The following is a 22,145-nucleotide window of genomic DNA, read 5'->3' on the forward strand; positions in this document are numbered from 1 at the left end:
GAACAGCTTCGTCGCGGGCCTTCCCGCCCGATGGCAGCAGGATCCAGGGATCATGACGATTCGCGCCGCCAATCTGCGGATGCTCGGGGAAGCCCTGCACAGGCTGAAGCAGGAAGATGCCGCCAAACGAGTCCTCGATCAGGCCGTGGCCGTAAATCGTGCGCTGCTGGCGCGGCTGCCGGGCGATCCGCAAGCGGTGAACAAGCTGATCCGCGCGCTCTGGTACCGCGCGGTCGTGCACCGCAGCAACTATCGCGATGCACTGGCGGCGAAGTCGATCGGTGAAGCGCTTTCGCGGTCGCGTGCCCTCGTCGCACGCGATCCGGACGATGCCAACGCGTTGCGGCTATTCGCGCTCGTCGGTGAGGTTCAGGCCCAGGTGTTCGGCGATGCCGGGCAACCTGCGGAGAGCGCGGTGATGGGTGAAGAAGTGATCGCTGCGCACCGGCGGCTGGTCTCGCTGGCGGGCGATCCTGCCGGCGCCCGCCGCAGTCTGGCGCAGGCACTGAGGACGACCGGCGGCAATCTCTATAAAGGCCGCGCCTATGGAAAGGCCTGCGCGCGCTGGCGCGAAGCGCTCGACATTTTCAATGACGCCGAACGCCGCGGCGAACTGCTCGATCGGGACCGGAGCAACAGCATGCCGGAAATGCAGCGCTTCATCGCCCGCAGCTGCAATCCGCCCCATGCGGGGCTTGGCGACGAACTCTAGGCGCGGCCAGGCACGAACTTCAGGGCCAGCCCATTGATGCAGTGGCGCTTGCCGGTCGGCTTGGGACCGTCGTCGAAGATGTGGCCGAGATGGCCACCGCAGCGCTTGCAATGCTCCTCGACGCGGCTGAAACCGAGCTTGTTGTCGGTCGAGGTCGCAGTTGCGCCGGGTAATGCTGCCCAGAAGCTGGGCCATCCGGTGCCGCTCTCGAATTTCGTTTTCGATGAATAAACCGGCAGGCCGCAGCCGGCGCAGGTGAACAGGCCGGCGCGGTGCTCTTTCAACAGCGGACTACTGCCCGGCCGCTCGGTCGCTTCCTCACGCAGCACGGCATAGGCATCGGGCCTGAGGCGCTTCTTCCATTGCGCAGGCGTCAGCCGAAAGCGCGGGTCCGTGGCAGGTGCGGCAGCAGCGGCCGGCATTCCGAACCAGGCGACGCCCGCCGCCGCAGCGCCCGAAAACAGAAGCATTCGCCGATCGATCATAGTCCAAAGCCCTTGCGTGTCCGCCTTCAGCTACGGAGCTTCAACCCGATCGGCTTCAGTATTTCGCGATCTTCACCGGCATCTTGCGATAGCCGTGGACGAAGCAGGCGCGCACGCGCACCGGTTCCTCGATCACCTCGACCCGCATCCGGCGCTTCGCCATTTCCTCCAGCAGCACCTGGATCTGGAGCTCGGCCAGCCGCGCGCCGACGCAGCGGTGAATGCCATAGCCGAAAGCAAGATGCCGCCGCGCATTCTCCCGGTCGACGATCAATTTGTCGGCGTTCGGGAACACGCTCTCGTCGCGATTGGCGGAGACATACCAGAGCGCCAGCTTGTCGCCGGCCTTGATCAACTGGCCCTCCAGCTCCGTGTCCTGCGTCGCGGTGCGGCGCATATGGGCGAGCGGCGTCTGCCACCGGATGATTTCCTGCACCGCGTTCGGGATCAGATCGGGATTCTGCTCCAGCTTGGCGCGCTCGTCGGGGAACTGATCGAGGCCGTAGATCGCGCCAGACATCGAGTTGCGCGTGGTGTCGTTGCCGCCGACGATCAGCAGGATCAGGTTCCCGATGAACTCATGATCGTCCATGTTCGACATGGCTTCGGAATGGATCATCATCGAGATCAGGTCCGGCGTCGGTTCCTTGCCGACCTTGGCGTCCCACAATCCTTTGAAATAGGTCATGCACTCGAACATGTGGCCGAGCCGCTCCTGGCGGGTCGCCTCGTTGTGGACGAGCTCGATATCGCCTGCCCAGTCGGACCAGAAGGTCAGTTTGCGCCGGTCTTCCCACGGGAAGTCGAACAGAATCGCCAGCATCTGGGTGGTGAGCTCGATCGAGACGCGATCGACCCAGTCGAACGTCTCGCCCCAGGGAAGCTCGTCGAGGATTTCGGAGGTGCGGCGGCGCAGATCGTCGGACATGCGGACGATCTCGCTGGGCGTGAATGCCGGAGCCACCGTGCGGCGCTGGGCGGTGTGCACCGGCCGGTCGCGCGCGATGAACATCGGCATCTTGTAATCGTCCTCGAACCGGTCGGCGAGCGTGATGCCTCCCGCCTCGGACGAGTAGATTTCGGGCAGCGCCTCGACGTGCACGATCGGCTTGTAGGTCGAGACCGACCAATAGGGACCGAACGCCGAATGCTCGCAGCGATAAACGGGAGCCTCGGCGCGCAGCCGGCGGAACGGCTCCTGCCACTCGTCCCGGACGTAAAGCTCGGCCCGGCTGACGTCGAGCGGATCGGTGAATTCCTCCGGCCTCGGCTGCACGAGAGTGGCCATCATCCGTCTCCTGACTGGCATCTGTTTGCAAGGCAGAGTGCCATTGCTGAGCCCGGAGCGAAAGAGGGTTTTCACATGCAACCTATCCGATGGAACGGGCGGGCCGTCGCGCGTGTTGTCATCGAAGGAAATTGAAAGGTCGCGACGATGAAACGCCTGACGTTTGCCGCGCTCGCAGCAGCTGCCTTGCTGGCCGGTTGCGCGACGCCAACCCCCTATCAGCCGCTCGGGGCGCGCACCGGCGTGCGCGGCGGCTTCTCCGAACAGCAGATCGAGCGAAACCGCTTCCGGGTGATGTTCGCCGGCAACCAGTTCACGTCACGCCAGCGGGTCGAGAATTACCTGCTGTTCCGCGCCGCCGAGCTGACCGTGCAGCAGGGCTATGACGGCTTCACGCTGGTCGACCGGAACACCGACAAGCACACGACCGTGCAGACCTATTCGCGTCCGTTCGCGCCGGGCCCTTGGGGCTATTGGGGCCCGAGCTGGCGCTATTACGGCCGCTTCGGCTGGCGCTATTGGGACCCGTGGGGCTACGATCCCTTCTGGGCCGACACGGTCGACATCAACACGATCGACCGGTTTGAGGCGAGCGCCGAAATCGTCATGTTCAAGGGACCGCCGAAGAACGCCCGCGATTTCGACGCGCACGAAGTGATGCGGAACCTCGGGCCAACGATCGAAGCGCCCCCGCCGCCGCGCTGATCAGTCGTCTTTCGCCTTGATCTCATCCAGGAGGCGCTTGACCTCCTGGCTGCGGCCGCGCGGCAGGATCAGCACGTTGTCGCCGGTCGCAACGACAATCAGGTCCGAGACGCCGAGCACAGCGATTGTCGGACCGTCGCTGCGGATCAGGCATCCCGTGGTGTCGACCGCGACCACCGGGCCGACGGCAACATTGCCCTGTCCATCGGCGGCGGTGAGCCCGTGCACCGCATCCCAGCTGCCGACGTCCGACCAGGCCATTGCAACGGGCACCACCGCCACGCGCTCCGCCTTTTCCAGCACAGCATAGTCGATGGAATCGGAAGGTGTGGTTGCGAACAACTTGGCATCCGGCGCCACGCGTGCGCCATCGTGGCGCGCCTCCGCCATCGCGGCCGAAACACGCTCCAGCATGGTCGGTGCATGGATCGCCAGCGCCTCCAGATAGGCCTGAGCACGAAACAGGAAGATGCCGCCATTCCAGGCGTAGCCGCCCTCGCTGACCATGCGTTCGGCATCCGCCCGGGGCGGTTTTTCGATAAACCGCTCGACCCGATGCACGCCTCCGGCAAGCACATCGCCCAACTTGACGTAGCCAAATCCCGTTTCGGGGTGCTCCGGCGTGATGCCGAACGTCACCAGCCAGGCCTGTTCGGCAAGTGGGGCCGCACGGTCGATCGCGGCGCGAAAGGCGTCGACATCGCCGATCACATGGTCGCTGGGCATCACCAACAAGAGCGCGTCGGGCGCGGCAAGTGCGGCAAGCGCGATCGCCGGTGCGGTGTTGCGCCCCGCCGGCTCCAGCACCAATGCGGACGGCTCGCAGCCGATCTCGTCGAGCTGCGCCGCGATTGCATCGGCATGGGCGGCATTCGCGACGACCACGGGAGCCTCGAAGCGCGCGCGATCGGCGACCCGAGCCGCGGTGGCCTGCAGCATCGTCAACTCGCCCGCAAGCCGAAGCATCTGCTTGGGTCGATCAGCCGTGGAGAGCGGCCAGAGCCGCGTGCCGGCACCGCCGGATAGAATGACAGGCGTAATGGAAATCGGCATCGGCGCGCTTCTAGCGCCTTCGCGCCAGTTGGAAACCCGCGGCGGCAGTCGCTATGGCGTCCCGGTGTCCGACGAACTCGCCCGCATCGCCGCCGCGCTGGAGCGGATCGCGCCGCCGCCCGGCCCGGCCGCCGATCCACGGTCCGCCCCGGCTTATCTCTGGCGGGGCGGCGCACTGAGCGAGGCGCGGCATTTCGCCCCGCTGCCGCTCGACCTGCTGACCGGCATCGATGCGCAAAAGCAGGTCCTGCTCGACAATGCCCGCCGTCTTGCCGCCGGCCATGCCGCGCATGACGTGCTGCTGTGGGGCGCCAAAGGCACCGGAAAATCGGCGCTGGTCAAATCGGTGGTCGGTACGCTCCGCCGCGAAGGCGCCGACATTGCGCTGATTGACGTTGCCGCCGACCGGCTCGACACGCTCCCCCTGCTGTTCGCCGAAGTCGAGCGCGCCGGGCGCGCCTTCATCCTGTTCATCGACGATATCGGCTTCGAGGCCGGCGGACCCGAGACGCGCACGCTGCGCTCGCTTCTCGAAGGCGGCGCCGAGGCGCGGCCGGTCAATGCGCGGCTGCACGTCACCTCCAATCGCCGTCACATCGTCGCCCGCGATATCGCCGAGCAGGAAAGTGCGATCAATCCGCGCGACGTGGTCGACGACCGCCTCGCGCTCGCCGACCGGTTCGGCCTGACGCTCGGCTTCCACGCGATGGATCAGGCGGCCTATCTGGCGATCGTTAAACGTTATGCCGAGACTTACGGACTGCCCTTCGACCCGCAGGACGCACTTGCCTGGGCCACCCAGCGCGGCGCCCGCTCCGGCCGCGTCGCGTGGCAATATGTGACCGATGTGGCGGGTCGGGAGGGAAGATCGCTATAGTCCGTTCGTTTCGAGCGAAGTCGATAAACAGCTGCCTGAGACTTGCGCTTCTAGACTTCGCTCGGAGAAAACGGCTTGAAACACTCTCGCCTGTGTTTGCCTAAGCCTTCACCTTTTCCTTCTGCGCTTCGAACGCATCGCCCATGTCCTTGCGCTCGGCGGTGTCGAAGTCTTCCTTCACCTGGCTGAAGACCTCGTCCTCTTCCTCTTTGATGTGGTGGTCGAGGATTTCCATCATCACCTTCGCCTGTGCCGACCATTCGGGCGACATCGGGTCGGCACCCCCTTTCAGCTGGGCGAGCAGCGAGTCTGCCAGTCCGTGCTCGGTATAGCCTTCGTAGCCGGCCTCTTCTTCTTCCTCTTCGCCGGTCTTGATCAACGCGTCGTAGACGATTTTTTCTTCCGCCCGCGAGTGCTTGACCAGCAGCTCGGCGAACTGGGCGAACAGCCGCTTGCGCTCGGCACCGTCCTCGCTCTTGTTCACCGCCTTGATCAGCTTCTTCAGCTCCATATGGTCGGTGTGCAGCGCCTTGGTGATTTCCATGGGTGTCTCCGTCGTTTCAGGCGCATAACGAGCGACATTCGGCGCGGTTGCTTGACGTTCGTCGAAGCGGGATGGCCTCGCCACGGCCCGGGGCTAAACCGCTCGCCAGGAGCAGGAGGGATGCCCAATGGATCGCCGTACATTTCTTACCACTTCGGGCTTGGCCGTCGCCGGCGCGGCGCTGGTCCCGTCGAAGCTGTTTGCCCAAACGGCGAGCGGCGATGCCGCCGCCAACGCGCTGTTCGAGCGCATTTTCCAGCAGGCAGTTGCGCGCTCGCCTGAGCTGGCGACATCGCTGGGCCTCGACCGGGGCGCGCTTGCAGGCCTGAAGTCCAAGCTGTCGCCGCGCACCGCGCAGGAACGCGAAGACGATCTCGCCCATGTCCGCCAGGCGTTGGCCGAACTTGGGCGGCTCGACCGCAGCAGCCTTTCGCCTTCCAACCGGCTGAACCTGGACGTCATCACCTATTCGCTGGAGGCGCAGACCGTCGCCCCCGCGAAGTTCGGGATCGACAGCGTCGTTCGCCCCTATCCCATCTTTCAGCAGGGCGGCGCCTATTTCCGGACGCCCGATTTCCTGAATACCGCGCACACGATCCGTTCGACGGACGATGCGGAAGCCTATCTGGCGCGGCTGGATGCGTTCGCGCGCGTTCTCGACGAGGATACGGCCGAACAGCGCGCCCAGGCGGCGCGCGGCTTCCTGGCGCCTGACTGGTCGCTCGACCTGACGCTTGGCCAGATGCGCAAGCTGCGCGGCGAAGCGGCCGAGAACTCAACGCTGGTCCAGTCGCTCGTGCGGCGCGCCAGGGCCGCCAATCTGGCCGGCGACTGGCAGGCTCGCGCGACGAAGATCGTCGCCGGGGCCGTCTATCCGGCGCTCGACCGGCAGATCGCCGCGATCGAGGCGTTGAAGCCCACCACCCGGCCCGGCGACGGCGCGTGGCGGCTGACCGACGGCGACGCGATCTATGCCGCCGCGCTGGAGCAGATGACGACCACCAAGATGACGCCCGAAGAGGTGCATCAGATGGGGCTGACCCAGGTGGCCGAGATCAGTGCCGAGCTGGACAAGATCCTGCGCGGCGAAGGGCTGACGCAAGGCACGGTCGGCGCGCGGCTGGCCGAGCTGAACCGGCGGCCCGACCAGCTCTACCCGAATACCGACGAAGGGCGCGCTGCGCTGCTTGAGGGCCTCAACGACGACGTCCGCCGGATGACGGAAAAACTGCCTTTGCTGTTCTCGACGCTGCCCAAGCAGCCGCTGGAGATCCGGCGCGTGCCGGTCGAGATTCAGGACGGTGCCTCGAACGGCTATTACAACCGTGCCGCGCTCGATGGCTCCCGCCCGGCGATCTATTTCGTGAACCTGAAGGACACCGGCGACTGGCCGAAATACACGCTGCCGAGCCTCAGCTTCCACGAAGGCGTGCCGGGGCACCATTTGCAGATCAGCATCTCCCAGACCTCGACCGAGATTCCGACGCTGCGCAAGGTCGGCGGCTTCTCGCCTTATTCCGAAGGCTGGGCGCTCTATGCCGAAAGCCTGGCGGACGAAGTCGGCGTCTATCGCGGCCCGATCGAGCGCGCCGGCTTCCTGCAATCCTATCTGTTCCGCGCGACCCGGCTGGTCGTCGACACCGGTCTGCACGCAAAGCGCTGGAGCCGCGAAAAGGCGACTGATTACATGGTGGCGACCACCGGCTTCGCCCAGCCGCGCACCCAGCGCGAGGTGGAGCGCTATTGCACCCAGATCGGCCAGGCCTGCAGCTACAAGGTCGGCCATGGCGTCTGGGCGAAGCTGCGCAAGGAAGCGGAAGCGAAGCTGGGCGACAGGTTCGATATCAAGCGCTTCCACGAGGTGCTGCTGGAAGGCGCGATGCCGCTGACGATCCTGGAGCAGCGCGTGCGCGAGCGGATGAACGAGGCGGCTTAGTTCAAACTGAACAAGCCGTTCGCTTCGAGCGAAGTCGAGAAGCGTATCTCGACTTCGCTCGATACGAACGGAGTTCAGGCGTTCAGGGCCTCCACCAACTCCGCCAGCTCCAGCCAGCGGTGCTCGGCCGCGTCCTTTTCCGCGCGGGCCTTTTCGATCGCGTCCGTCAGCGCCGCGAACCGCTTCGGGTCGCGCGTGTAGAGCTCCGGATCGTGCAGCGCCGCCTCGTCGCGTGCGATCGCGGCCTCGATCTCTTCGATCCGCTTCGGCAGCAGATCGTAATCGCGTTGATCCTTGTAGCTGAGCTTGGCGGGACGCCGTTGCTCGCTCGTCCCGAGCGCAGTCGAGGGGCGCGTCTCCGAACTTTGTGCAGCCGCCCCTCGACTGCGCTCGGGACGAGCGGATGCTGGTCGGGCAGGGGCCCTCTTGCGCTCCCAGTCGGCATAGCCGCCGGCGACGATGTCGACCTTACCCGAGCCGTCCAGCCCCAGCGTCACCGTCACCGTCCGGTCGAGGAAATCGCGGTCGTGGCTGACGATCAGCACCGTACCTTCGTAATCCGCGATCACTTCCTGCAGCAGGTCGAGCGTCTCGAGGTCGAGGTCGTTGGTCGGCTCATCGAGCACCAGCAGGTTGCTGCGCCGGGCGAATTCGCGCGCGAGCAGCAGCCGCGAGCGCTCCCCGCCGGAGAGCGTCCCGACCCGCGCGTCGGCAAGGCCGGGATCGAACAGGAACTCCTTCAGATAGCCCTGGATGTGCTTCTTGGTCCCCCGCACCTCGATCCAGTCGCCGCCATCCGCCAGCACGTCGCGCACGCGCTTGTCCGGCGCGAGCAGGCTCCGCTGCTGGTCGATGATGACGCCGTCCAAGGTTTTTGCGAGCGTGACTGTGCCTTCGTCGGGCTGGAGTTCGCCGGTCAGCAGCTTCAGCAGCGTCGTCTTCCCCGCCCCGTTCGCACCGACGATGCCGATCCGGTCGCCGCGCTGGATGCGGAGGCTGAAATCCTTGATGATCGTGCGGTCGCCGAACCGCTTGGTGACATGCTCGGCCGTGATGACGGATTTGGTCCGCACCTCGTCCGCTTCGATGCCGAGCTTGGCAGCGCCCGCCGGACCGATCATCGCGGCCCGCTGCGTCCGCATCTGGTTCAGTTTTTCCAGCCGGCCCTGGTTGCGCCGGCGTCGGGCCGTCACGCCGCGCTGCAGCCAGTGCAGCTCCAGCTTCAGCTTCGCGTCGAGCTTCTCCGCGGCGCGAGCTTCCTCGGCGTAGATCTTCTCCTGCCACGCCTCGAAGCCGCCGAAGCCGATCTCTGCACGCCTGAGGCTGCCGCGATCGAGCCACAGCGTCGAGCGCGTCAGCCGCGTCAGGAAGGTACGGTCGTGGCTGATGACGATGAAGGCGCCGGTGTAGCGGTTGAGCCAGCTCTCCAGCCAATCGATCGCGGCAAGGTCGAGATGGTTGGTCGGCTCGTCGAGCAGCAGCACGTCGGGCGCCTGGGCAAGCGCCCGCGCGATCGCGGCGCGGCGCCGTTCGCCCCCACTTGCTGTTGCGGCGGAGCGGGACAGGTCGAGCCCGATCTGGTCCGCGATTGCCTCGACTTCGTGCAGCGCCGGCGCATCGGAGCCAGCGACCGCATAGTCGCGCAGCGTCTCGAAGCCGATCAGGTTCGGCTCCTGCTCCAGCAGCACGACATTGGTGCCCGGCACGATCGTCCGCCGCCCCTTGTCCGCTTCGATCCGGCCGGCGAGCAGCTTCAACAGCGTCGTCTTGCCCGCGCCATTACGGCCGATCAGCGCCAGCCGGTCGCGTTCGCCGACATAAATGTCGAGATCGCTGAACAACCAGCCGGACCCCTGGACGAGGCCCAGCCCTTCATAACTCAAGACCGGTGCGGGCATGGGGCGCCATGTAGGGCGCTCCACCGCTCCCGTCACCCTGAACGCGCGCCGACGGGCATATTCATGGGCTATTCAAAGCCCTTCGCCTACGCGCTATGCCCATGACCCGAATGATGCGTATTGCTTCTGCCGCGCTTGTTGCGCTCGCCCTTGCCGCGCCTGCCACTGCGCAGCGCAGGGGCGATCAGTATCGCGCCTATGAGGCGCACCAGTCGGGCCGCGTGCTGTCGTTGCGTGAGATCGAGGAGCGGATTCTGCCGCGGATGCGCGGATCGACTTACCTGGGTCCGGAGTTTGACGGCGGCGTTTATCGGCTGAAGTTCATGCGATCGGGTTCGGTCATCTGGGTCGATGTCGACGCCCGCACCGGGGCGGTGATCGGCCGCTCCGGCTATTAAGGGGAATTCAATGCGCGTTTTGATCGTCGAAGACGAACCGAATCTGGGTGCCCAGCTGCGAAAGACGCTGGAAGGCGCCGGCTATGCGATCGATCTCGCCACCGATGGCGAGGACGGCCATTTCCTTGGGCAGACCGAAACCTACGACGCCGTCGTGCTCGACCTCGGCCTGCCGGAGATCGACGGCCTGACCGTGCTCGACCGCTGGCGCAAGGAGGGCAAGGCGATGCCGGTGCTGGTGCTGACCGCGCGCGACAGCTGGTCGGACAAGGTCGCGGGCCTCGATGCCGGCGCCGACGATTATCTCGCCAAGCCGTTTCAGTCGGAGGAGCTGATCGCCCGCCTGCGCGCGCTGATCCGCCGCGCATCCGGCAACTCCAGCTCCGAGCTGACCGCGGGCGACGTCCGCCTCGACACCCGTTCGGGCAAGGTTACGCTCGCCGGGGAGCCGGTGAAGCTGACCGCACAGGAATATAAGTTGCTGAGCTATTTAATGCACCACAAGGGCAAGGTGGTCAGCCGCACCGAGTTGATCGAGCACATCTACGACCAGGATTTCGACCGCGATTCGAACACGATCGAAGTGTTCGTGACGCGCATCCGCAAGAAGCTCGGCCAGGACGTGATCACCACGATCCGCGGCCTCGGCTACAGCCTCGAAGACCCGAATGGCTGATCCGGTCCTCCCCGAAACGGAGAGGATAAAGGAAAGACGCCGCTCGACTGGCTCGCTCTCTCGCCGGATGATCCTGATCGCGGCGGCGTGGATCAGCCTGTTGCTGCTGGGTGGCGGGCTGGCGCTCGATCGGGTGCTGTCGAACGCGGTCACGCGCAATTTCGACGATTCGCTGAACTATGTGCTGACCGCGATGGTCGCGTCCGCCGAGATCGGGCCGGCCGGCGAAGTGCTGCTCAACCGCCCGCTCGGCGACCAGCGGTTCCTCGAGCCGAACTCCGGCCTCTATTACCAGATCAGCGGGGGCGGATTCGAGGCCTTCCGCTCGCGATCGCTGTGGGACCGGTCGCTGAAGGTCCTGCAGAAGCACAACGACATCGACGTCCACACCTATGACAGCAAGGAATTCCCGGACGAACCGCTGCGCATCCTCGAACGCGACGTGATCCTGCCGGGATCGCCGGTCCGCTGGCGCTTCCAGGTCGCGCAGAGCCGCGCCGCGCTCGACGACCAGATCAACGTGTTGCGCAAGACCTTGGTGCGCAGCTTCGCGTTGCTCGGCCTTGGCCTGATCGTGCTGGCGGCGCTGCAGACCTATTACGGCCTGCTGCCGCTCAGGAAGGTCCGCAAGGCGATCGCCCGGATGCGATCGGGCGTCGCCACCCGCGTCGACGAGCCGCTGCCCAACGAGCTCGCGCCGATGGTCGAAGAGCTGAACGACCTGCTGGAGCATAACGAAAAGCAGGCCGAGGAGGCCCGGCGCCATGCCGGCAACCTCGCCCATGCGCTGAAGACGCCGCTGACCGTCATCATGAACGCGGCGACCGCCGGCGCGGCCGACCTGCCCGATACCGTCTGCCGCGAGGCGACGACGATGCGGCGGCAGGTCGATCACCATCTCGCCCGCGCCCGCGCAGTCGGCCGCCGCGGCCATGCCCACAGCCGGGCCGATGCCTGGCCGAGTCTCGAAGCAGTGGAGCGCGCGGTCGCCCGCCTCTATCCCGATGTCCGCATCGATGTTGCCGGCCCAAGGGACCTCGCGGTGCATGTCGAGCGCCAGGACCTGGACGAGCTGCTCGGCAACCTGATCGAGAATGCCGCAAAATATGGCGGCGGCAGCGTGTTCGTGACCGTGTCCGGCGACGCCGGATTCGTCGAGTTCCAGATCGAGGACGACGGCCAGGGCATCCCGGAGGAAAAGCGCGCGCGGCTGTTCTCCCGCGGCGCACGGCTGGATACGTCGAAGCCCGGCACCGGCCTCGGCCTTGCGATCGTGCGCGACGTCGCCGAAATCTACGGCGGTACTGTCGGTCTCGAAGACAGCGAGGATCTGGGCGGCCTGCTGGTGCGGCTGCGCCTGCCGGCCGCCGCCGAGGAGCCCGAGCCGGCCCGGTCCAGCGTTATTCGATCAACGTCGAACAAGCGGCGATGAATGTCGCACGAGGCGTTTGCGCAGGTCACGCGAATCGCTAATCTTCGCTATCACTCTCTAGAGTCGGGGGATTCCTACCAATGAAGTCACGTATCCTGCTCGGCGCCGCGGCGCTGGCACTCTCCACGGTCGCATTCGCCGCCGGCAAGCCGCAGCTCGGCGATTTCGGTTATGACGCCACCGGCATGGACAAGTCGGTCGCACCCGGCGACGACTTCTACAAATTCGCAAACGGCAAATGGGACGAGGCGACGCCGATCCCCGCCGACCGCTCCAGCTGGGGCGGGTTCGCGGTCCTGCGCAACCTGTCCGACGAACGCACGCGCGAGGTGATCCAGCAGGCCGCCGCCACGAAGGGCGCGCCCGGCAGCAACGGCCAGAAGGTCGGTGACTTCTATTCGAGCTTCATGGACGAAGCAGCGATCGAGGCGAAAGGCCTTGGCCCGATCAAGCCGGAGCTCCAGGCGATCGCCGCGCTCAAGACTCCGGCGCAGCTCGCCGCCTGGATGGGCGACGCCAACCGCAGCGGCGTCACGATCCCCATCGGGGTGCAGGTCGAGCAGGATCTGAAGGACAATACCAAATACGCCGTCTATGTCGGCCAAGGCGGACTCGGCCTGCCGGACCGCGACTATTACCTCGACGACAGCAATCCGAAATTCGTCGAAGCGCGTGCCAAATACAAGGCGCACGTCGCGGCGATGCTGAAGCTTGCCGGCATCGCCGATGCCGACGCGAAGGCGCAGCGCATCTTCGATCTTGAGACGAAGATCGCGAAAACGCACTGGACGCGCGCCCAGTCGCGCCAGATCGAGAAGCTCTACAACCCGGTCGCGACCGCCGAGCTGGCGGCGAAGATGCCGGGCCTGGACTGGGCCGCGTATCTGAAAGCGGCGGGCATCGACCAGCCGCAGCTGATCATCGCGCAGCCGAGCGCCGTCACCGGCACAGCGGCGCTGATCGCGTCGGAGCCGCTGTCGGTCTGGCAGGATTACCTGACCTATCACGCGCTTTCGAATGCCGCGCCGGTGTTGCCCAAGGCGTTCGTTGCCGAGGATTTCGCGTTCAAGGGCACCACGCTCGCCGGCACGCCGCAGCTGAAGGAGCGCTGGAAGCGCGGCGTCGATATGGTCAATGGCGGCATGGGCGAAGCCGTCGGCCAGCTCTATGTCGCCAAATATTTCCCGCCCGAATCCAAGGCGAAGGCCGAGCAGCTGGTCAGGAACCTGATCGCGGCGATGGACATGCGCCTGCAGAAGCTTGAATGGATGGCGCCCGAAACCAAGGCGCAGGCGCGCGAAAAGCTGGCCGCCTTCACCTACAAGATCGGCTATCCGGACAAGTGGCGCGATTATTCGAAGCTGGAGATCAAGGCCGGCGACGCATTCGGCAATGCCGATCGCGCCGCGCGCTTCGAATATCAGCGCAATCTCGACAAGATCGGCAAGCCGGTCGACCGCACCGAATGGGGCATGACCCCGATGACGGTGAACGCCTATGCCAATCCGCTGATGAACGAGATCGTGTTCCCGGCGGCGATCCTGCAGCCGCCCTTTTTCGATCCCAATGCCGACGACGCGGTGAACTACGGCGCGATCGGCGCGGTGATCGGGCACGAGATCAGCCATCATTTCGACGATCAGGGCCGCAAGTTCGACAAGAACGGCAATCTGGCCGATTGGTGGACGCCGCAGGATGTACAGCGGTTCAAGGTCTATACCGATCGCGTCGTCGCCCAATATGGCGCCTACGAGCCGCTGCCCGGCAAGCACGTGAACGGCGAGCTGACGCTGGGCGAGAACATGGCCGACCTGGCCGGCGTGAACGTCGCCTATGACGCCTACAAGATCTCGCTGGGCGGAAAACCGGCCCCGGTGATCGACGGCTGGACCGGCGACCAGCGCTTCTTCCTGGGCTTCGGCCAGGTCTGGCGTGCCAAGTATCGCGACCCGATCCTGCTGCAGATCCTGACGACGGACCCGCACACGCCGGGCAATTGGCGGCCCTATGTCGTCCGCAACCTGGACGCCTGGTACTCTGCCTTCGACGTGAAGCCGGGCTCGAAATACTATCTGGCGCCGGACCAGCGCATCAAGGTCTGGTAAGCAGCGCCCGAACAGCCGGTGCCCGGCGCCGGCCCGCGACGACCCGCTCGCCTCCGTTCATGATCAGGACGAGGCGGCGGGTCGCGTCGGTGCGGACTTCACGTACCGCGTCAAGGCGGACGATGGCGGACCGATGGACGCGGAGAAAGCCGGCGCCCGCGAGCTGCGCCGCCAGCCTGTCGAGCGGACCGGGCGCAAGATAGCTGCCGGCTTGAGCGAACAACCGTACATAGTCCCCTTCCGCGCGGATGAGTTCGATCTGGTCCAGGGGGACCCGCCGCCGCCCCCCGCGTACGTCCGCCCAAAGGTGGTCGGGTGCTGCGGTTGCTCCGCGTAACCCGACGACACCGCGCCACAGCGCTCTCTGCGCGGGCGGCCGCCCGCCACGCGCACGCTCGATCGCCAGTGAAAGACGCTCGGGTGAAACCGGCTTCAGCAGGTAATCGGCGGCGCCAAGCTCGAACGCGCGCACCGCATGCTCGACATAGGCGGTCACGAACACCACCGCCGGCTGCGCACAAGACGCGGCGAGCCGCTCGACCAGCTCCAGGCCGGCAAGCAGCGGCATCGCGATATCGGTCAGTAACAGATCGATCGGCTCGCCGGCGATCACGGCCAGCGCCTCGAGTCCGTCGCCGGCCGTCCCCGCAAGCTCCACGCCGTCCATCGCCGCAAGCAGGCTGGCGAGCGCACGTCGCGCCGGCGGCTCGTCATCGACGATCAGGGCGCGCAACGGCGCGGTCATAGCTCCGTGGGAATCCAGAGCGTTGCACGAAAGCCGCGCGCGGTCGCCGCCGCATCGAGGCGAGCAGCCTGTCCGTAGCTTGCCTCCAGCCGCCGGCGCACGCTGGCGAGGCCGATGCCCGCACCCGGTCGGGCCGCGTCCGCAGGCGCGGCATCGTCCTCGACCTGCATGACCACCGACCCGTCGCGCTCATAGGCGCTGATCGCAATCGTCACGGAGTCCGGCGAGCCGGCGAGACCGTGTTTGATACAATTTTCGACGAGCGGCTGCAGGATCAGGCTCGGAATCCGCGATTCGAGCAGCGGCTCCGGCACGCTCTCATGCACGATCAGCCGATCGCCGAACCGCAATTGCTCGATTGCGAGATAATCGCGTGCGGCGCGCAACTCCTCGGCCAGCGTAACGACCGTATCCTGCGCGTCGATCGACCGCCGCAGGTAATCGGACAGGGCAAGCAGCCCGCGGCGCGCCCGCGCGCCGTCATCCTCCAGCACCAAGGCGTAGATCGTGTTCAGCGCATTGAACAGGAAATGCGGCTGCGCCTGCTGGACCAGAAGCCGGTGCTGAGCGTCCAGCGCCGCCGCCTGCGATCGGGCGAGCGCCAGCGCCCGGTCCCGTCGCTCCGCGTCTGCCGTCAACGCCATGAACAGCAAGGTCCAGGCCAGAAACACCCAAAGGTCCATCATCGCGACATCGGGAATGTGGATCAGCCGGGCCGGACCCCATCGCGGCAGGAGCACATAGAAGACCAGCTCGTTTGCAAGCGCGAAGGCCAGGCTGCACGCAGCGATTCCTGCTGCAGCGACGGGCAGTAGCAGTACCGGCCGCCTCTCCCGCACGCGCGACAGGGCCGCGCCAAGTGCAAGGCACAGGGCGGCACCCGTCAGGCACAAAGGCAACCGTCGCGCGGCCCGCTCGATCGCGAACGGCACCGGCTCGACCAGGGCGTCCGCGGTCCAGACCGCCCAGGCGGCGAACCAGATCGCGATGGTCGCCAGCAGCAGCGTGGAGCGACGCGGGGCCATGACCCATCCTCACCTGCTCCGGCCGGGATGCCAAGCCCGCCCGGCGGCCGATCGCGACCGTTCGGCGATCCGCACTCGCTCGCGGGGCCGTCCGCCTTCTTTTTCACGGCCAAGAAGAAGGAGGCGACGCTGCATCATCTTTCGCTGCTCGCATTGCTGCCCACCCTGCTGGCCGCGCAGCAACCCGAACCACAGTCGACCAGCGCGGTGCGTACGGCCGGCCGGATCAAGCTCGACGGCCATCTCGACGACCCGGATTGGTCCCGCGCCAAACCGCTCGACCGCTTCTTCGAACATTATCCCGGCGATCGCATTCCGGCCCCCGAACACACCGAAGTGCGGCTGCTTTACGATGATCATAATCTCTATGTCGGGTTCCGTTTATGGCTAAAGGACAGGAGCCGGTTGCGCACGCCGTTCGTCAGGCGCGACAAGGTGGGGTCCAGCCATGACTATGTGCAGGTCTATCTCGATCCGCAGGGCTCCCGCCGCGGCTCCTACCTGTTCCGCATCAACGCTCGTGGCACCAAGACCGATGGCTTCCAGAGCGAGGCGCAACAGTCGGAGACGCTGGACCCCGACTATGACTGGGACGAAGCGACAAGCATCGATCCCAAAGGCTGGTCGGCTGAGCTGCGGATACCGCTGTCGACGCTGCGGATCTCGCGTGCCGGCGCCCAGACATGGGCAGTGATCGTCACGCGCGGAGTCCCGCGCGAGCAGAACACGCAGATGGCAACGGCGGGCTTCCCGCACGATAGCTCCTGCTTCCTTTGTTATGCGAGCGAGGTTTCCTTTCCCGATCTTCGGCCCGATCCTGAACGGCTGATCGTGACGCCCAGCGCGACCGTCACCGGACGCCGCGACCGCGTAGCCGGCCGACACGATGAGGGATTGAAACTGCAGCCGAGCCTCGATGCCAAATGGCTGCCCGACGACGGCACCGCCGTCGACCTGACGGTCAATCCCGATTTCAGCCAGGTGGAGGCCGACCAGGCGCTACTGACCGCCAACCAGCGCTTTGCGCTCAGCCTGCCGGAAAAGCGGCCCTTTTTCCGCGAAGGCGCGGACCTGGTGACCACCTCGATCCCCGTGGTCTACACGCGCAGCATTCTTGGGCCCGATTACGGATTACGCGTCACCCGGCGCGACAGCGCACTGGAAGCCACTGCCTTTGCGGCGCGAGATGGCGGGCGGCCGGCGATTATCGAGCCAAGCCTGCTCGATTCCAGCCTGGTGCTGCCCGATTTCGACAGCTGGGACGGTTTTGCGCGCATGCGCCGCAACTTCGCCGGCGGTGACATCGGGGGGCTCGGGGTGGTCAAGGCCAACACGGACGGCAGCCGCAACATCGTCGCCGGCGTCGACGCCAGCCGCGCGACCGGCAGCGACCGGTTCGTCGCCCAATTGCTCGCTTCGGACACACGCAATCCTGACCGTCCGGACTTGAGCCCCGCCTGGAACGGGCGGCATTTCGGCGGCAGCGCAACGTTCGCCGAATGGAATCATTCGGGCAAGACGGTCTGGACGTTGCGCTACCAGCGCTATTCGCCGGGCTTCCGCAGCTGGCTCGGATATGTTCCGCGCGTCGGCTACCAGCAAGAGCATGCCGAAATCTACCGGCCATTCTATTCGACCGCGAAGCTGCTCAACACGATCAATCCCTATGTCTCGGCCGACGCGCTGCAGGCGATCGGGAAAAGCGGGGGCGAGGAACACGATATCGCCGCCGGGCTGGTGCTGGCCGGCTACAAGAATCTTGCCGCCGATATTTCATGGCATCCGGACAATGTCGTGCTGGACACCGCCGGCGTCGGGCACCGAACGCACTATCTCGCCTTCTCGTTCAGCATCAATCCCGCCGCGCGCATCCCGCTGATCAGCGTCTCCGGCCAGACCGGCCGTGTCGTCGACTATGCGACGGGGGATCTGGTGCCGGGGACCACGCTGAAATTCCGCGCCGTCGCACGCCCGCTCGACCGGCTCGAGCTCGAGGCGCGCCGCGAGACAAACGATCTGGAGGGGCTGCACGGCGAACCGCACCGGCTGCACGAGACAATCAACCAGGTGATAGCGACGTGGTATTTCCGCGCCAATTTCTACGCGCTGCTCAACTGGCAGGATTATCGGAGCCGCCGCCGTTTCCCGGACCTGTCGCTGACGCACCGGACCGCAGCCAGCCTGCAGTTCAACTGGGAAGTCTCGCGTGACTTCCAGGCTTATTGGGGCGTCCGCACCGGATCGTCCGATGCGGGGCTGGCGGGTACAGGACGGCGGTCGACCGAAATCTACCTGAAGCTTGCCCGCACCTTCAGGCGCTGAGGTGGCTCAGCTCTTCTGCGCTTCCGCCATCGCCTTGTCGTCGATCTCCCGCGCGCGTACCGCCGCGGGGCGGCCCATGATGCGGGCCAGATAAGCATCGAAATTCGGCCGCTTCGGTAAAGTCCCGAACTGCGTTCCCCAACCGATGTGCGAGCCGACGAACACGTCTGCCGCGCTGAACTTGCCGCCCGCGATATATTCGTTTGCACCGACCAGGTCGTTCAGCGCATCGGCTGTCGCGTCCAACGTGCCATATCCCACCATCGGCCGGCGTTCATCGGGCACTTCGACATTCATCGCCTTGTTCGTGGTTACGGCCTCCAGCGGCCCGGCCGCGAAGAACATCCAGCGATAATAGGGCCCGCGATCCTTGCTCCCGACCGGCGGCGCAAGGCCGGCATCCGGGAACGCGTCGGCCAGATAGGCGCAGATCGCCGCCCCTTCGGTCACGACGGTATCGCCGTGCCTGATCGCCGGCACTTTCCCCATCGGATTGATCGCCAGATAGTCCGGGGCCTTCATCGTCGAGGCATAATCGAGGAACACCGTCTCGTACGGCGCGCCCACTTCCTCCAGCATCCAGCGCACGATGCGCCCGCGCGACATCGGGTTGGTATAGAAAGTCAGTTGTTCCGCCATCGTCGTTCTCCCTACGAATCGAATGAGAACGTATCAGGAACGATGCGTCAGGCCAATCCGGATCTGAAAGAGTGTCATCGGCGCAGTCGAGATACGTTGTCGACTGCGCCCGAAGCCTACTGACTGGCCGCCGATCCTCCCTTGTTCCGATACCGATCGAACCAGGCCAGGATCGCCGAGGCCTTGGCCGCCGATTGCGACGGCCGCGCGGCGATCGTGCCGTGGGCGGCGCCGGGGACCTTCACGAACGCGGTCGGCACCCCGCGCAGCTGCAGCGCCGCATAATATTGCTCGGCCTCGCTGTCCGGCGTGCGGTAGTCCTCGGAGCCGACCACTACCAGCGTCGGGGTCTTCACATTGCCGACCAGCGAGAGCGGCGAGCGCGCCCAGAAGGACTGGTAATCTTCCCACGGATAGGCGCCGAACCAGTAGCGCGAGAAGTAGGCCGGGTTGTCGGAGGTCAGCGCAAAGCTGGCCCAGTCGATCACCGGCTTCTGCGTCGCCGCCGCCTTGAACCGGTCGGTCTTGCCGACGATCCAGGCGGTCAGCACGCCGCCGCCCGAGCCGCCGGTCACGAACAGGTTATCCGGATCGATCGTGCCGCCGGCGATCGCCGCGTCGACCGCGCTCATCAGGTCGCCATAGTCGTCGCCCGGATATTTGTGGTGGATCAGGTTCGCGAACTCCTCGCCGTACGAGGTCGACCCGCGCGGATTGACGTACAGCACCGCATAGCCGGCCGCCGCGTAGAGCTGGTCGTCGGTCGAGAAATGCGGGCCATAGGCGGAGAAGGGTCCGCCATGGATCTCGAGGATCAGCGGATATTTGCCGCCCGGTGCCGGCGTGGGCGGCGTCACCAGCCAAGCGTCGATCTTGCGTCCGTCCGCTGCGGTCACGGCCAGCGGCCGCACGCTCGCGAGCGTCTTCGCACCCAGAAGATTCTCGTTGAGGGTCGTCAGCTTGCGCTCGCTGCCCTTCCACACCGACACGTCGGGCGGACGCTGGGCGGTGCCGCTGGTGAAGGCGACCGCGCCTTCGGGCGACACGCTGAACGCGCCGCCGGTATAGGGCCGGTCGATCCCGGACCCCGCCAGATCGTCGACCAGCGGCGCCATCCGCCCGTCGAGTCCGACGCGCGCGAGCTTGGTCAGGCCGTTATCGTCATACTGGACGATCAGGCTGTTGTTGCCGCTCCAGCGTGCCTGCCCGATGCTGCGGTCGAGATTGCCGGTCAGCACGCGCGGATTGCTGCCGTCCGGGTTCATCACCGACAGCAGCGCATTCTGGTAGCCGAGGTTCTTGTCGTCGAAGCCGATATAGGCGACGTGCCGCCCGTCCGGCGACACGACCGGGCTGCGGTCCGGCCCGCGGCGATCGGTCAGCGGCGTCACTGCCCCGGTATCGACGTTCAGCGCATAGACTTCGCTGTCGAGCGGCTGGAGCTCCCAATCCGCCTTGCGGTTGGTGCTGAAATAAAGCGTCCTGCCGTCGGGCGCCCAGCTCAAGGGTCCGCCATCGTCGATCTGGCCATAGGTCAGCTGGCGCGGCGCGCCGCCATCGGATGGCACGACGAAGATATGGTCATGGCCCGGCTTGATGTAGCCGCCTTCGTCGGTGCGGTACTGGACCGTCGTGATGACCTCCAGCGGCTTCGCCCACTCAGCGCCTTCGGGTTTCGGCCCCGGCGCCTTGCCGAGCTTCGGCTCCTCGCCCGGCACGCGCATCAGATAGGCGATGCGGCTGCCGTCGGGCGACCAGGACAGCGCACCGGGACTGTCCGGGAGGCCGGTGATGCGCGCGGTTCGGCCGGTCTCCATCCAGCGGACGTAGAGCTGCGGGGAACCGCCGCCCTCGCTCGACACATAGGCCAGGCGCTTGCCGTCCGGCGACCAGCGGGGGCTCGTGTGCGAACCGCTACCGGCAGCGAGCGGCGACTGCTTGCCGGTGCGCGTGTCGACCAGCCAGATGGTCGAACGCGCGCGATCGGTCATAATGTCGTTCGACCGCCGCACATAGGCCACCTGGCTGCCGTCCGGGCTGATCTGCGGGTCGCTTGCCCATTCGAGGCCGAACAGGTCCCGGCCCTGGAAGATCGGAGTCGGCCCTTCCGACGGGCTCGCGGTCTGGGCGGTGGCGGGAAGCGAAAGCGCGAGCAGCGGAAGGAAAGCGAACCGGCGGAGCATCAGGCAGCCTCATTATGTTTTGAAGAGGCTGCACTGTGCGCAGAATCGGCCCCCGTTCAAGAGCCGGAACCGGATTATTCCTCGTCCGCCTCCAGATCGCGGGCCACCTCGGGCCGGCGCAGGATGGCATCGATGTGGCTCGCCTCGTCGAAGCTCTCGTCGGGCAGGAATTTCAGCTGGGCGGAGAATTTCAGGTTCACCCGCTTTGCGACTTCGCCGCGCAGATATTTGACGTTGCGCTTCAGCGCCTCGAGCACGTCCTTCTCGTCGGCGCCGAGCAGCGGCTTCACGAACACCGTCGCGTGGCGCAGGTCCGGCGACATCCGCACTTCCGTCACCGATACGCTGTGCGACGCGAGGACCGGGTCGTGCACGTCCCCGCGCATCAGGATCTCCGACAGCACATGCCGCACCTGCTCGCCGACGCGAAGCAGGCGGACGGATCGGGTTTCGGGAGTGGCATTGTGGCGCATGGTCACGCGTCCGGGAGGATGTCGTCGACGGAAACACGCAGGGCATCGGCAAGCGCGCGCCAGAGTGCGGGCTTGCCCTGCGCCTTGCCGTTCTCGATCTCCGACAGCGTGGCTTGCCGCGCCCCGATCATGCCGGCGAGCTGAGCGAGTGTCATGCTCCTATAGTCACGCCATACTCTCAAGGGATGGTCACCGGTCAGAATGCGGTCGACCATTACGCTGGGCAGATACTCCTCGCCCTCGATCCGCCGCTGCTCCGCCTGCGCAGCCGCAAACGCATCGGCCTTGTCTTCGGCGATGTCGAGCAGCCGCTGATAGTCGGCGATCGGCAGCATTGCGATCTTCTGTCCGGCAATCTCGACGATCTGTACGCTCATGATCGGTCCTCGTACGCAGAGCCACGCGGCGCGATATCATCGATCCAGAGAATCTGATCCTCGATGCGGAAGATGATTCTCCAATCCTGCACGCGCAAGCGGTATTCGGGCCGGCCCTGCAGGCGCACCACGTTCGCACTCACCGACAGCGGATCGCGCGCAAGATCGTCGATCTTCTCACGTATCAGCTGCCGCTTGTGCGACCGTGTCAATGCCTTCAAAGCCGACTTCGAGAAGCGGATTTGCACGCTGCATTCTATCTATCCGTAACT

Annotated in this window: 21 protein-coding genes; 9 read left to right on the top strand and 12 right to left on the bottom strand. The window is 65.9% G+C overall.

All coding sequences use genetic code 11. From position 1 onward, the window contains the following. Window positions 1-712 (top strand): hypothetical protein (locus tag VFT73_RS01205; protein ID WP_326408296.1); only part of this gene is annotated, 712 nt, incomplete at its 5' end. Here VFT73_RS01205 and msrB read toward each other — a convergent pair. Further along, window positions 709-1,197, bottom strand: a complete 489-nt coding sequence (msrB, locus tag VFT73_RS01210; RefSeq protein WP_414712766.1) for a peptide-methionine (R)-S-oxide reductase MsrB — start codon at window positions 1,195-1,197, stop codon at window positions 709-711. The genes VFT73_RS01205 and msrB overlap by 4 nt on opposite strands. 55 nt (window positions 1,198-1,252) lie before the next feature. After that, window positions 1,253-2,485 (bottom strand): cytochrome P450, encoded by a 1,233-nt coding sequence (locus tag VFT73_RS01215; RefSeq protein ID WP_326408298.1) that lies wholly within the window; start codon window positions 2,483-2,485, stop codon window positions 1,253-1,255. Between the two features lie 147 nt (window positions 2,486-2,632). On the opposite strand from VFT73_RS01215, the gene VFT73_RS01220 reads away from it, so the two are divergent. Beyond that, window positions 2,633-3,190 carry a CC0125/CC1285 family lipoprotein gene (locus VFT73_RS01220; protein ID WP_326408299.1) on the top strand — a complete coding sequence of 186 codons (558 nt, stop codon included), beginning with the start codon at window positions 2,633-2,635 and terminating at the stop codon, window positions 3,188-3,190. On the opposite strand, the gene VFT73_RS01225 is transcribed toward VFT73_RS01220, so the two are convergent. After that, window positions 3,191-4,243, bottom strand: coding sequence for a mannose-1-phosphate guanylyltransferase/mannose-6-phosphate isomerase (locus VFT73_RS01225; RefSeq protein ID WP_326408300.1), 1,053 nt, complete (start codon window positions 4,241-4,243; stop codon window positions 3,191-3,193). Between the two features lie 64 nt (window positions 4,244-4,307). Here VFT73_RS01225 and VFT73_RS01230 point away from each other — a divergent pair, with 64 nt between their 5' ends. Then, a complete protein-coding gene (locus VFT73_RS01230; RefSeq protein ID WP_326408301.1) occupies window positions 4,308-5,120 on the top strand; it encodes an ATP-binding protein in 813 nt (270 codons plus the stop codon). 100 nt (window positions 5,121-5,220) lie between these two features. Here the strand turns inward: VFT73_RS01230 and VFT73_RS01235 are convergent, their stop codons facing one another. After that, window positions 5,221-5,664 carry a hemerythrin domain-containing protein gene (locus tag VFT73_RS01235; RefSeq protein ID WP_326408302.1) on the bottom strand — a complete coding sequence of 148 codons (444 nt, stop codon included), beginning with the start codon at window positions 5,662-5,664 and terminating at the stop codon, window positions 5,221-5,223. Window positions 5,665-5,791: 127 nt separating this feature from the next. Between VFT73_RS01235 and VFT73_RS01240 the strand changes: the two genes are divergently transcribed. Further along, window positions 5,792-7,600: a DUF885 domain-containing protein gene (locus VFT73_RS01240; protein ID WP_326408303.1), complete on the top strand. Its 1,809-nt coding sequence runs from the start codon at window positions 5,792-5,794 to the stop codon at window positions 7,598-7,600. Window positions 7,601-7,674: 74 nt separating this feature from the next. Here the strand turns inward: VFT73_RS01240 and VFT73_RS01245 are convergent, their stop codons facing one another. Beyond that, window positions 7,675-9,498 carry an ABC-F family ATP-binding cassette domain-containing protein gene (locus VFT73_RS01245; protein ID WP_326408304.1) on the bottom strand — a complete coding sequence of 608 codons (1,824 nt, stop codon included), beginning with the start codon at window positions 9,496-9,498 and terminating at the stop codon, window positions 7,675-7,677. Window positions 9,499-9,611: 113 nt separating this feature from the next. Between VFT73_RS01245 and VFT73_RS01250 the strand changes: the two genes are divergently transcribed. From VFT73_RS01250 to VFT73_RS01265, 4 genes are all read left to right on the top strand, one after another. After that, window positions 9,612-9,896: a PepSY domain-containing protein gene (locus tag VFT73_RS01250; protein ID WP_326408305.1), complete on the top strand. Its 285-nt coding sequence runs from the start codon at window positions 9,612-9,614 to the stop codon at window positions 9,894-9,896. 10 nt (window positions 9,897-9,906) lie between these two features. Continuing rightward, entirely contained in the window at window positions 9,907-10,572 is a 666-nt protein-coding gene (locus tag VFT73_RS01255; protein ID WP_326408307.1) for a response regulator transcription factor, read from the top strand. Then, the gene (locus tag VFT73_RS01260; RefSeq protein ID WP_326408308.1) at window positions 10,565-12,004 is read left to right on the top strand and encodes a HAMP domain-containing sensor histidine kinase; all 1,440 of its coding nucleotides are present in this window, start codon (window positions 10,565-10,567) and stop codon (window positions 12,002-12,004) included. The genes VFT73_RS01255 and VFT73_RS01260 overlap by 8 nt, the downstream gene beginning before the upstream one ends. An 80-nt stretch (window positions 12,005-12,084) precedes the next feature. Next, a complete protein-coding gene (locus VFT73_RS01265; protein ID WP_326408310.1) occupies window positions 12,085-14,109 on the top strand; it encodes a M13 family metallopeptidase in 2,025 nt (674 codons plus the stop codon). Here the strand turns inward: VFT73_RS01265 and VFT73_RS01270 are convergent. Together VFT73_RS01270 and VFT73_RS01275 are read right to left on the bottom strand one after the other, a co-directional pair. Further along, entirely contained in the window at window positions 14,096-14,842 is a 747-nt protein-coding gene (locus VFT73_RS01270) for a LytTR family DNA-binding domain-containing protein (RefSeq protein WP_326408312.1), read from the bottom strand. The genes VFT73_RS01265 and VFT73_RS01270 overlap by 14 nt on opposite strands. A gap of 8 nt (window positions 14,843-14,850) precedes the next feature. After that, window positions 14,851-15,879 (bottom strand): sensor histidine kinase, encoded by a 1,029-nt coding sequence (locus tag VFT73_RS01275; RefSeq protein ID WP_326408314.1) that lies wholly within the window; start codon window positions 15,877-15,879, stop codon window positions 14,851-14,853. 27 nt (window positions 15,880-15,906) lie between these two features. On the opposite strand from VFT73_RS01275, the gene VFT73_RS01280 reads away from it, so the two are divergent. Further along, window positions 15,907-18,201 carry a carbohydrate binding family 9 domain-containing protein gene (locus tag VFT73_RS01280; RefSeq protein WP_326408315.1) on the top strand — a complete coding sequence of 765 codons (2,295 nt, stop codon included), beginning with the start codon at window positions 15,907-15,909 and terminating at the stop codon, window positions 18,199-18,201. Between the two features lie 6 nt (window positions 18,202-18,207). On the opposite strand, the gene VFT73_RS01285 is transcribed toward VFT73_RS01280, so the two are convergent. From VFT73_RS01285 to VFT73_RS01305, 5 genes are all read right to left on the bottom strand, one after another. Continuing rightward, the gene (locus VFT73_RS01285; protein WP_326408316.1) at window positions 18,208-18,840 is read right to left on the bottom strand and encodes a glutathione S-transferase family protein; all 633 of its coding nucleotides are present in this window, start codon (window positions 18,838-18,840) and stop codon (window positions 18,208-18,210) included. A 116-nt stretch (window positions 18,841-18,956) separates the two neighbouring features. Further along, a complete protein-coding gene (locus tag VFT73_RS01290; RefSeq protein WP_326408317.1) occupies window positions 18,957-21,023 on the bottom strand; it encodes a S9 family peptidase in 2,067 nt (688 codons plus the stop codon). A gap of 74 nt (window positions 21,024-21,097) precedes the next feature. Beyond that, a complete protein-coding gene (gene rbfA, locus VFT73_RS01295) occupies window positions 21,098-21,496 on the bottom strand; it encodes a 30S ribosome-binding factor RbfA (protein ID WP_326408318.1) in 399 nt (132 codons plus the stop codon). A gap of 2 nt (window positions 21,497-21,498) precedes the next feature. Then, window positions 21,499-21,873 carry a helix-turn-helix transcriptional regulator gene (locus tag VFT73_RS01300; RefSeq protein ID WP_326408319.1) on the bottom strand — a complete coding sequence of 125 codons (375 nt, stop codon included), beginning with the start codon at window positions 21,871-21,873 and terminating at the stop codon, window positions 21,499-21,501. Next, window positions 21,870-22,121 carry a type II toxin-antitoxin system RelE family toxin gene (locus tag VFT73_RS01305; protein ID WP_326408320.1) on the bottom strand — a complete coding sequence of 84 codons (252 nt, stop codon included), beginning with the start codon at window positions 22,119-22,121 and terminating at the stop codon, window positions 21,870-21,872. The genes VFT73_RS01300 and VFT73_RS01305 overlap by 4 nt, the downstream gene beginning before the upstream one ends. Window positions 22,122-22,145: the final 24 nt, after the last annotated feature.

The organism is Sphingomonas sp., assembly GCF_035758555.1.
In the GTDB taxonomy this organism is placed as follows: Bacteria; Pseudomonadota; Alphaproteobacteria; order Sphingomonadales; family Sphingomonadaceae; genus Sphingomonas_B.

Bases quoted from the DNA above. Each gene is read 5' to 3' on its own strand.
- VFT73_RS01285 (WP_326408316.1), bottom strand. From the start codon at position 18,840: ATGGCGGAACAACTGACTTTCTATACCAACCCGATGTCGCGCGGGCGC.
- rbfA (WP_326408318.1), bottom strand. From the start codon at position 21,496: ATGCGCCACAATGCCACTCCCGAAACCCGATCCGTCCGCCTGCTTCGC.
- VFT73_RS01280 (WP_326408315.1), top strand. From the start codon at position 15,907: ATGCCAAGCCCGCCCGGCGGCCGATCGCGACCGTTCGGCGATCCGCAC.
- VFT73_RS01260 (WP_326408308.1), top strand. From the start codon at position 10,565: ATGGCTGATCCGGTCCTCCCCGAAACGGAGAGGATAAAGGAAAGACGC.
- VFT73_RS01215 (WP_326408298.1), bottom strand. From the start codon at position 2,485: ATGGCCACTCTCGTGCAGCCGAGGCCGGAGGAATTCACCGATCCGCTC.
- VFT73_RS01275 (WP_326408314.1), bottom strand. From the start codon at position 15,879: ATGGCCCCGCGTCGCTCCACGCTGCTGCTGGCGACCATCGCGATCTGG.
- VFT73_RS01245 (WP_326408304.1), bottom strand. From the start codon at position 9,498: ATGCCCGCACCGGTCTTGAGTTATGAAGGGCTGGGCCTCGTCCAGGGG.
- VFT73_RS01265 (WP_326408310.1), top strand. From the start codon at position 12,085: ATGAAGTCACGTATCCTGCTCGGCGCCGCGGCGCTGGCACTCTCCACG.
- VFT73_RS01250 (WP_326408305.1), top strand. From the start codon at position 9,612: ATGCGTATTGCTTCTGCCGCGCTTGTTGCGCTCGCCCTTGCCGCGCCT.
- VFT73_RS01255 (WP_326408307.1), top strand. From the start codon at position 9,907: ATGCGCGTTTTGATCGTCGAAGACGAACCGAATCTGGGTGCCCAGCTG.
- VFT73_RS01225 (WP_326408300.1), bottom strand. From the start codon at position 4,243: ATGCCGATTTCCATTACGCCTGTCATTCTATCCGGCGGTGCCGGCACG.
- VFT73_RS01220 (WP_326408299.1), top strand. From the start codon at position 2,633: ATGAAACGCCTGACGTTTGCCGCGCTCGCAGCAGCTGCCTTGCTGGCC.
- msrB (WP_414712766.1), bottom strand. From the start codon at position 1,197: ATGATCGATCGGCGAATGCTTCTGTTTTCGGGCGCTGCGGCGGCGGGC.
- VFT73_RS01300 (WP_326408319.1), bottom strand. From the start codon at position 21,873: ATGAGCGTACAGATCGTCGAGATTGCCGGACAGAAGATCGCAATGCTG.
- VFT73_RS01240 (WP_326408303.1), top strand. From the start codon at position 5,792: ATGGATCGCCGTACATTTCTTACCACTTCGGGCTTGGCCGTCGCCGGC.
- VFT73_RS01290 (WP_326408317.1), bottom strand. From the start codon at position 21,023: ATGCTCCGCCGGTTCGCTTTCCTTCCGCTGCTCGCGCTTTCGCTTCCC.
- VFT73_RS01235 (WP_326408302.1), bottom strand. From the start codon at position 5,664: ATGGAAATCACCAAGGCGCTGCACACCGACCATATGGAGCTGAAGAAG.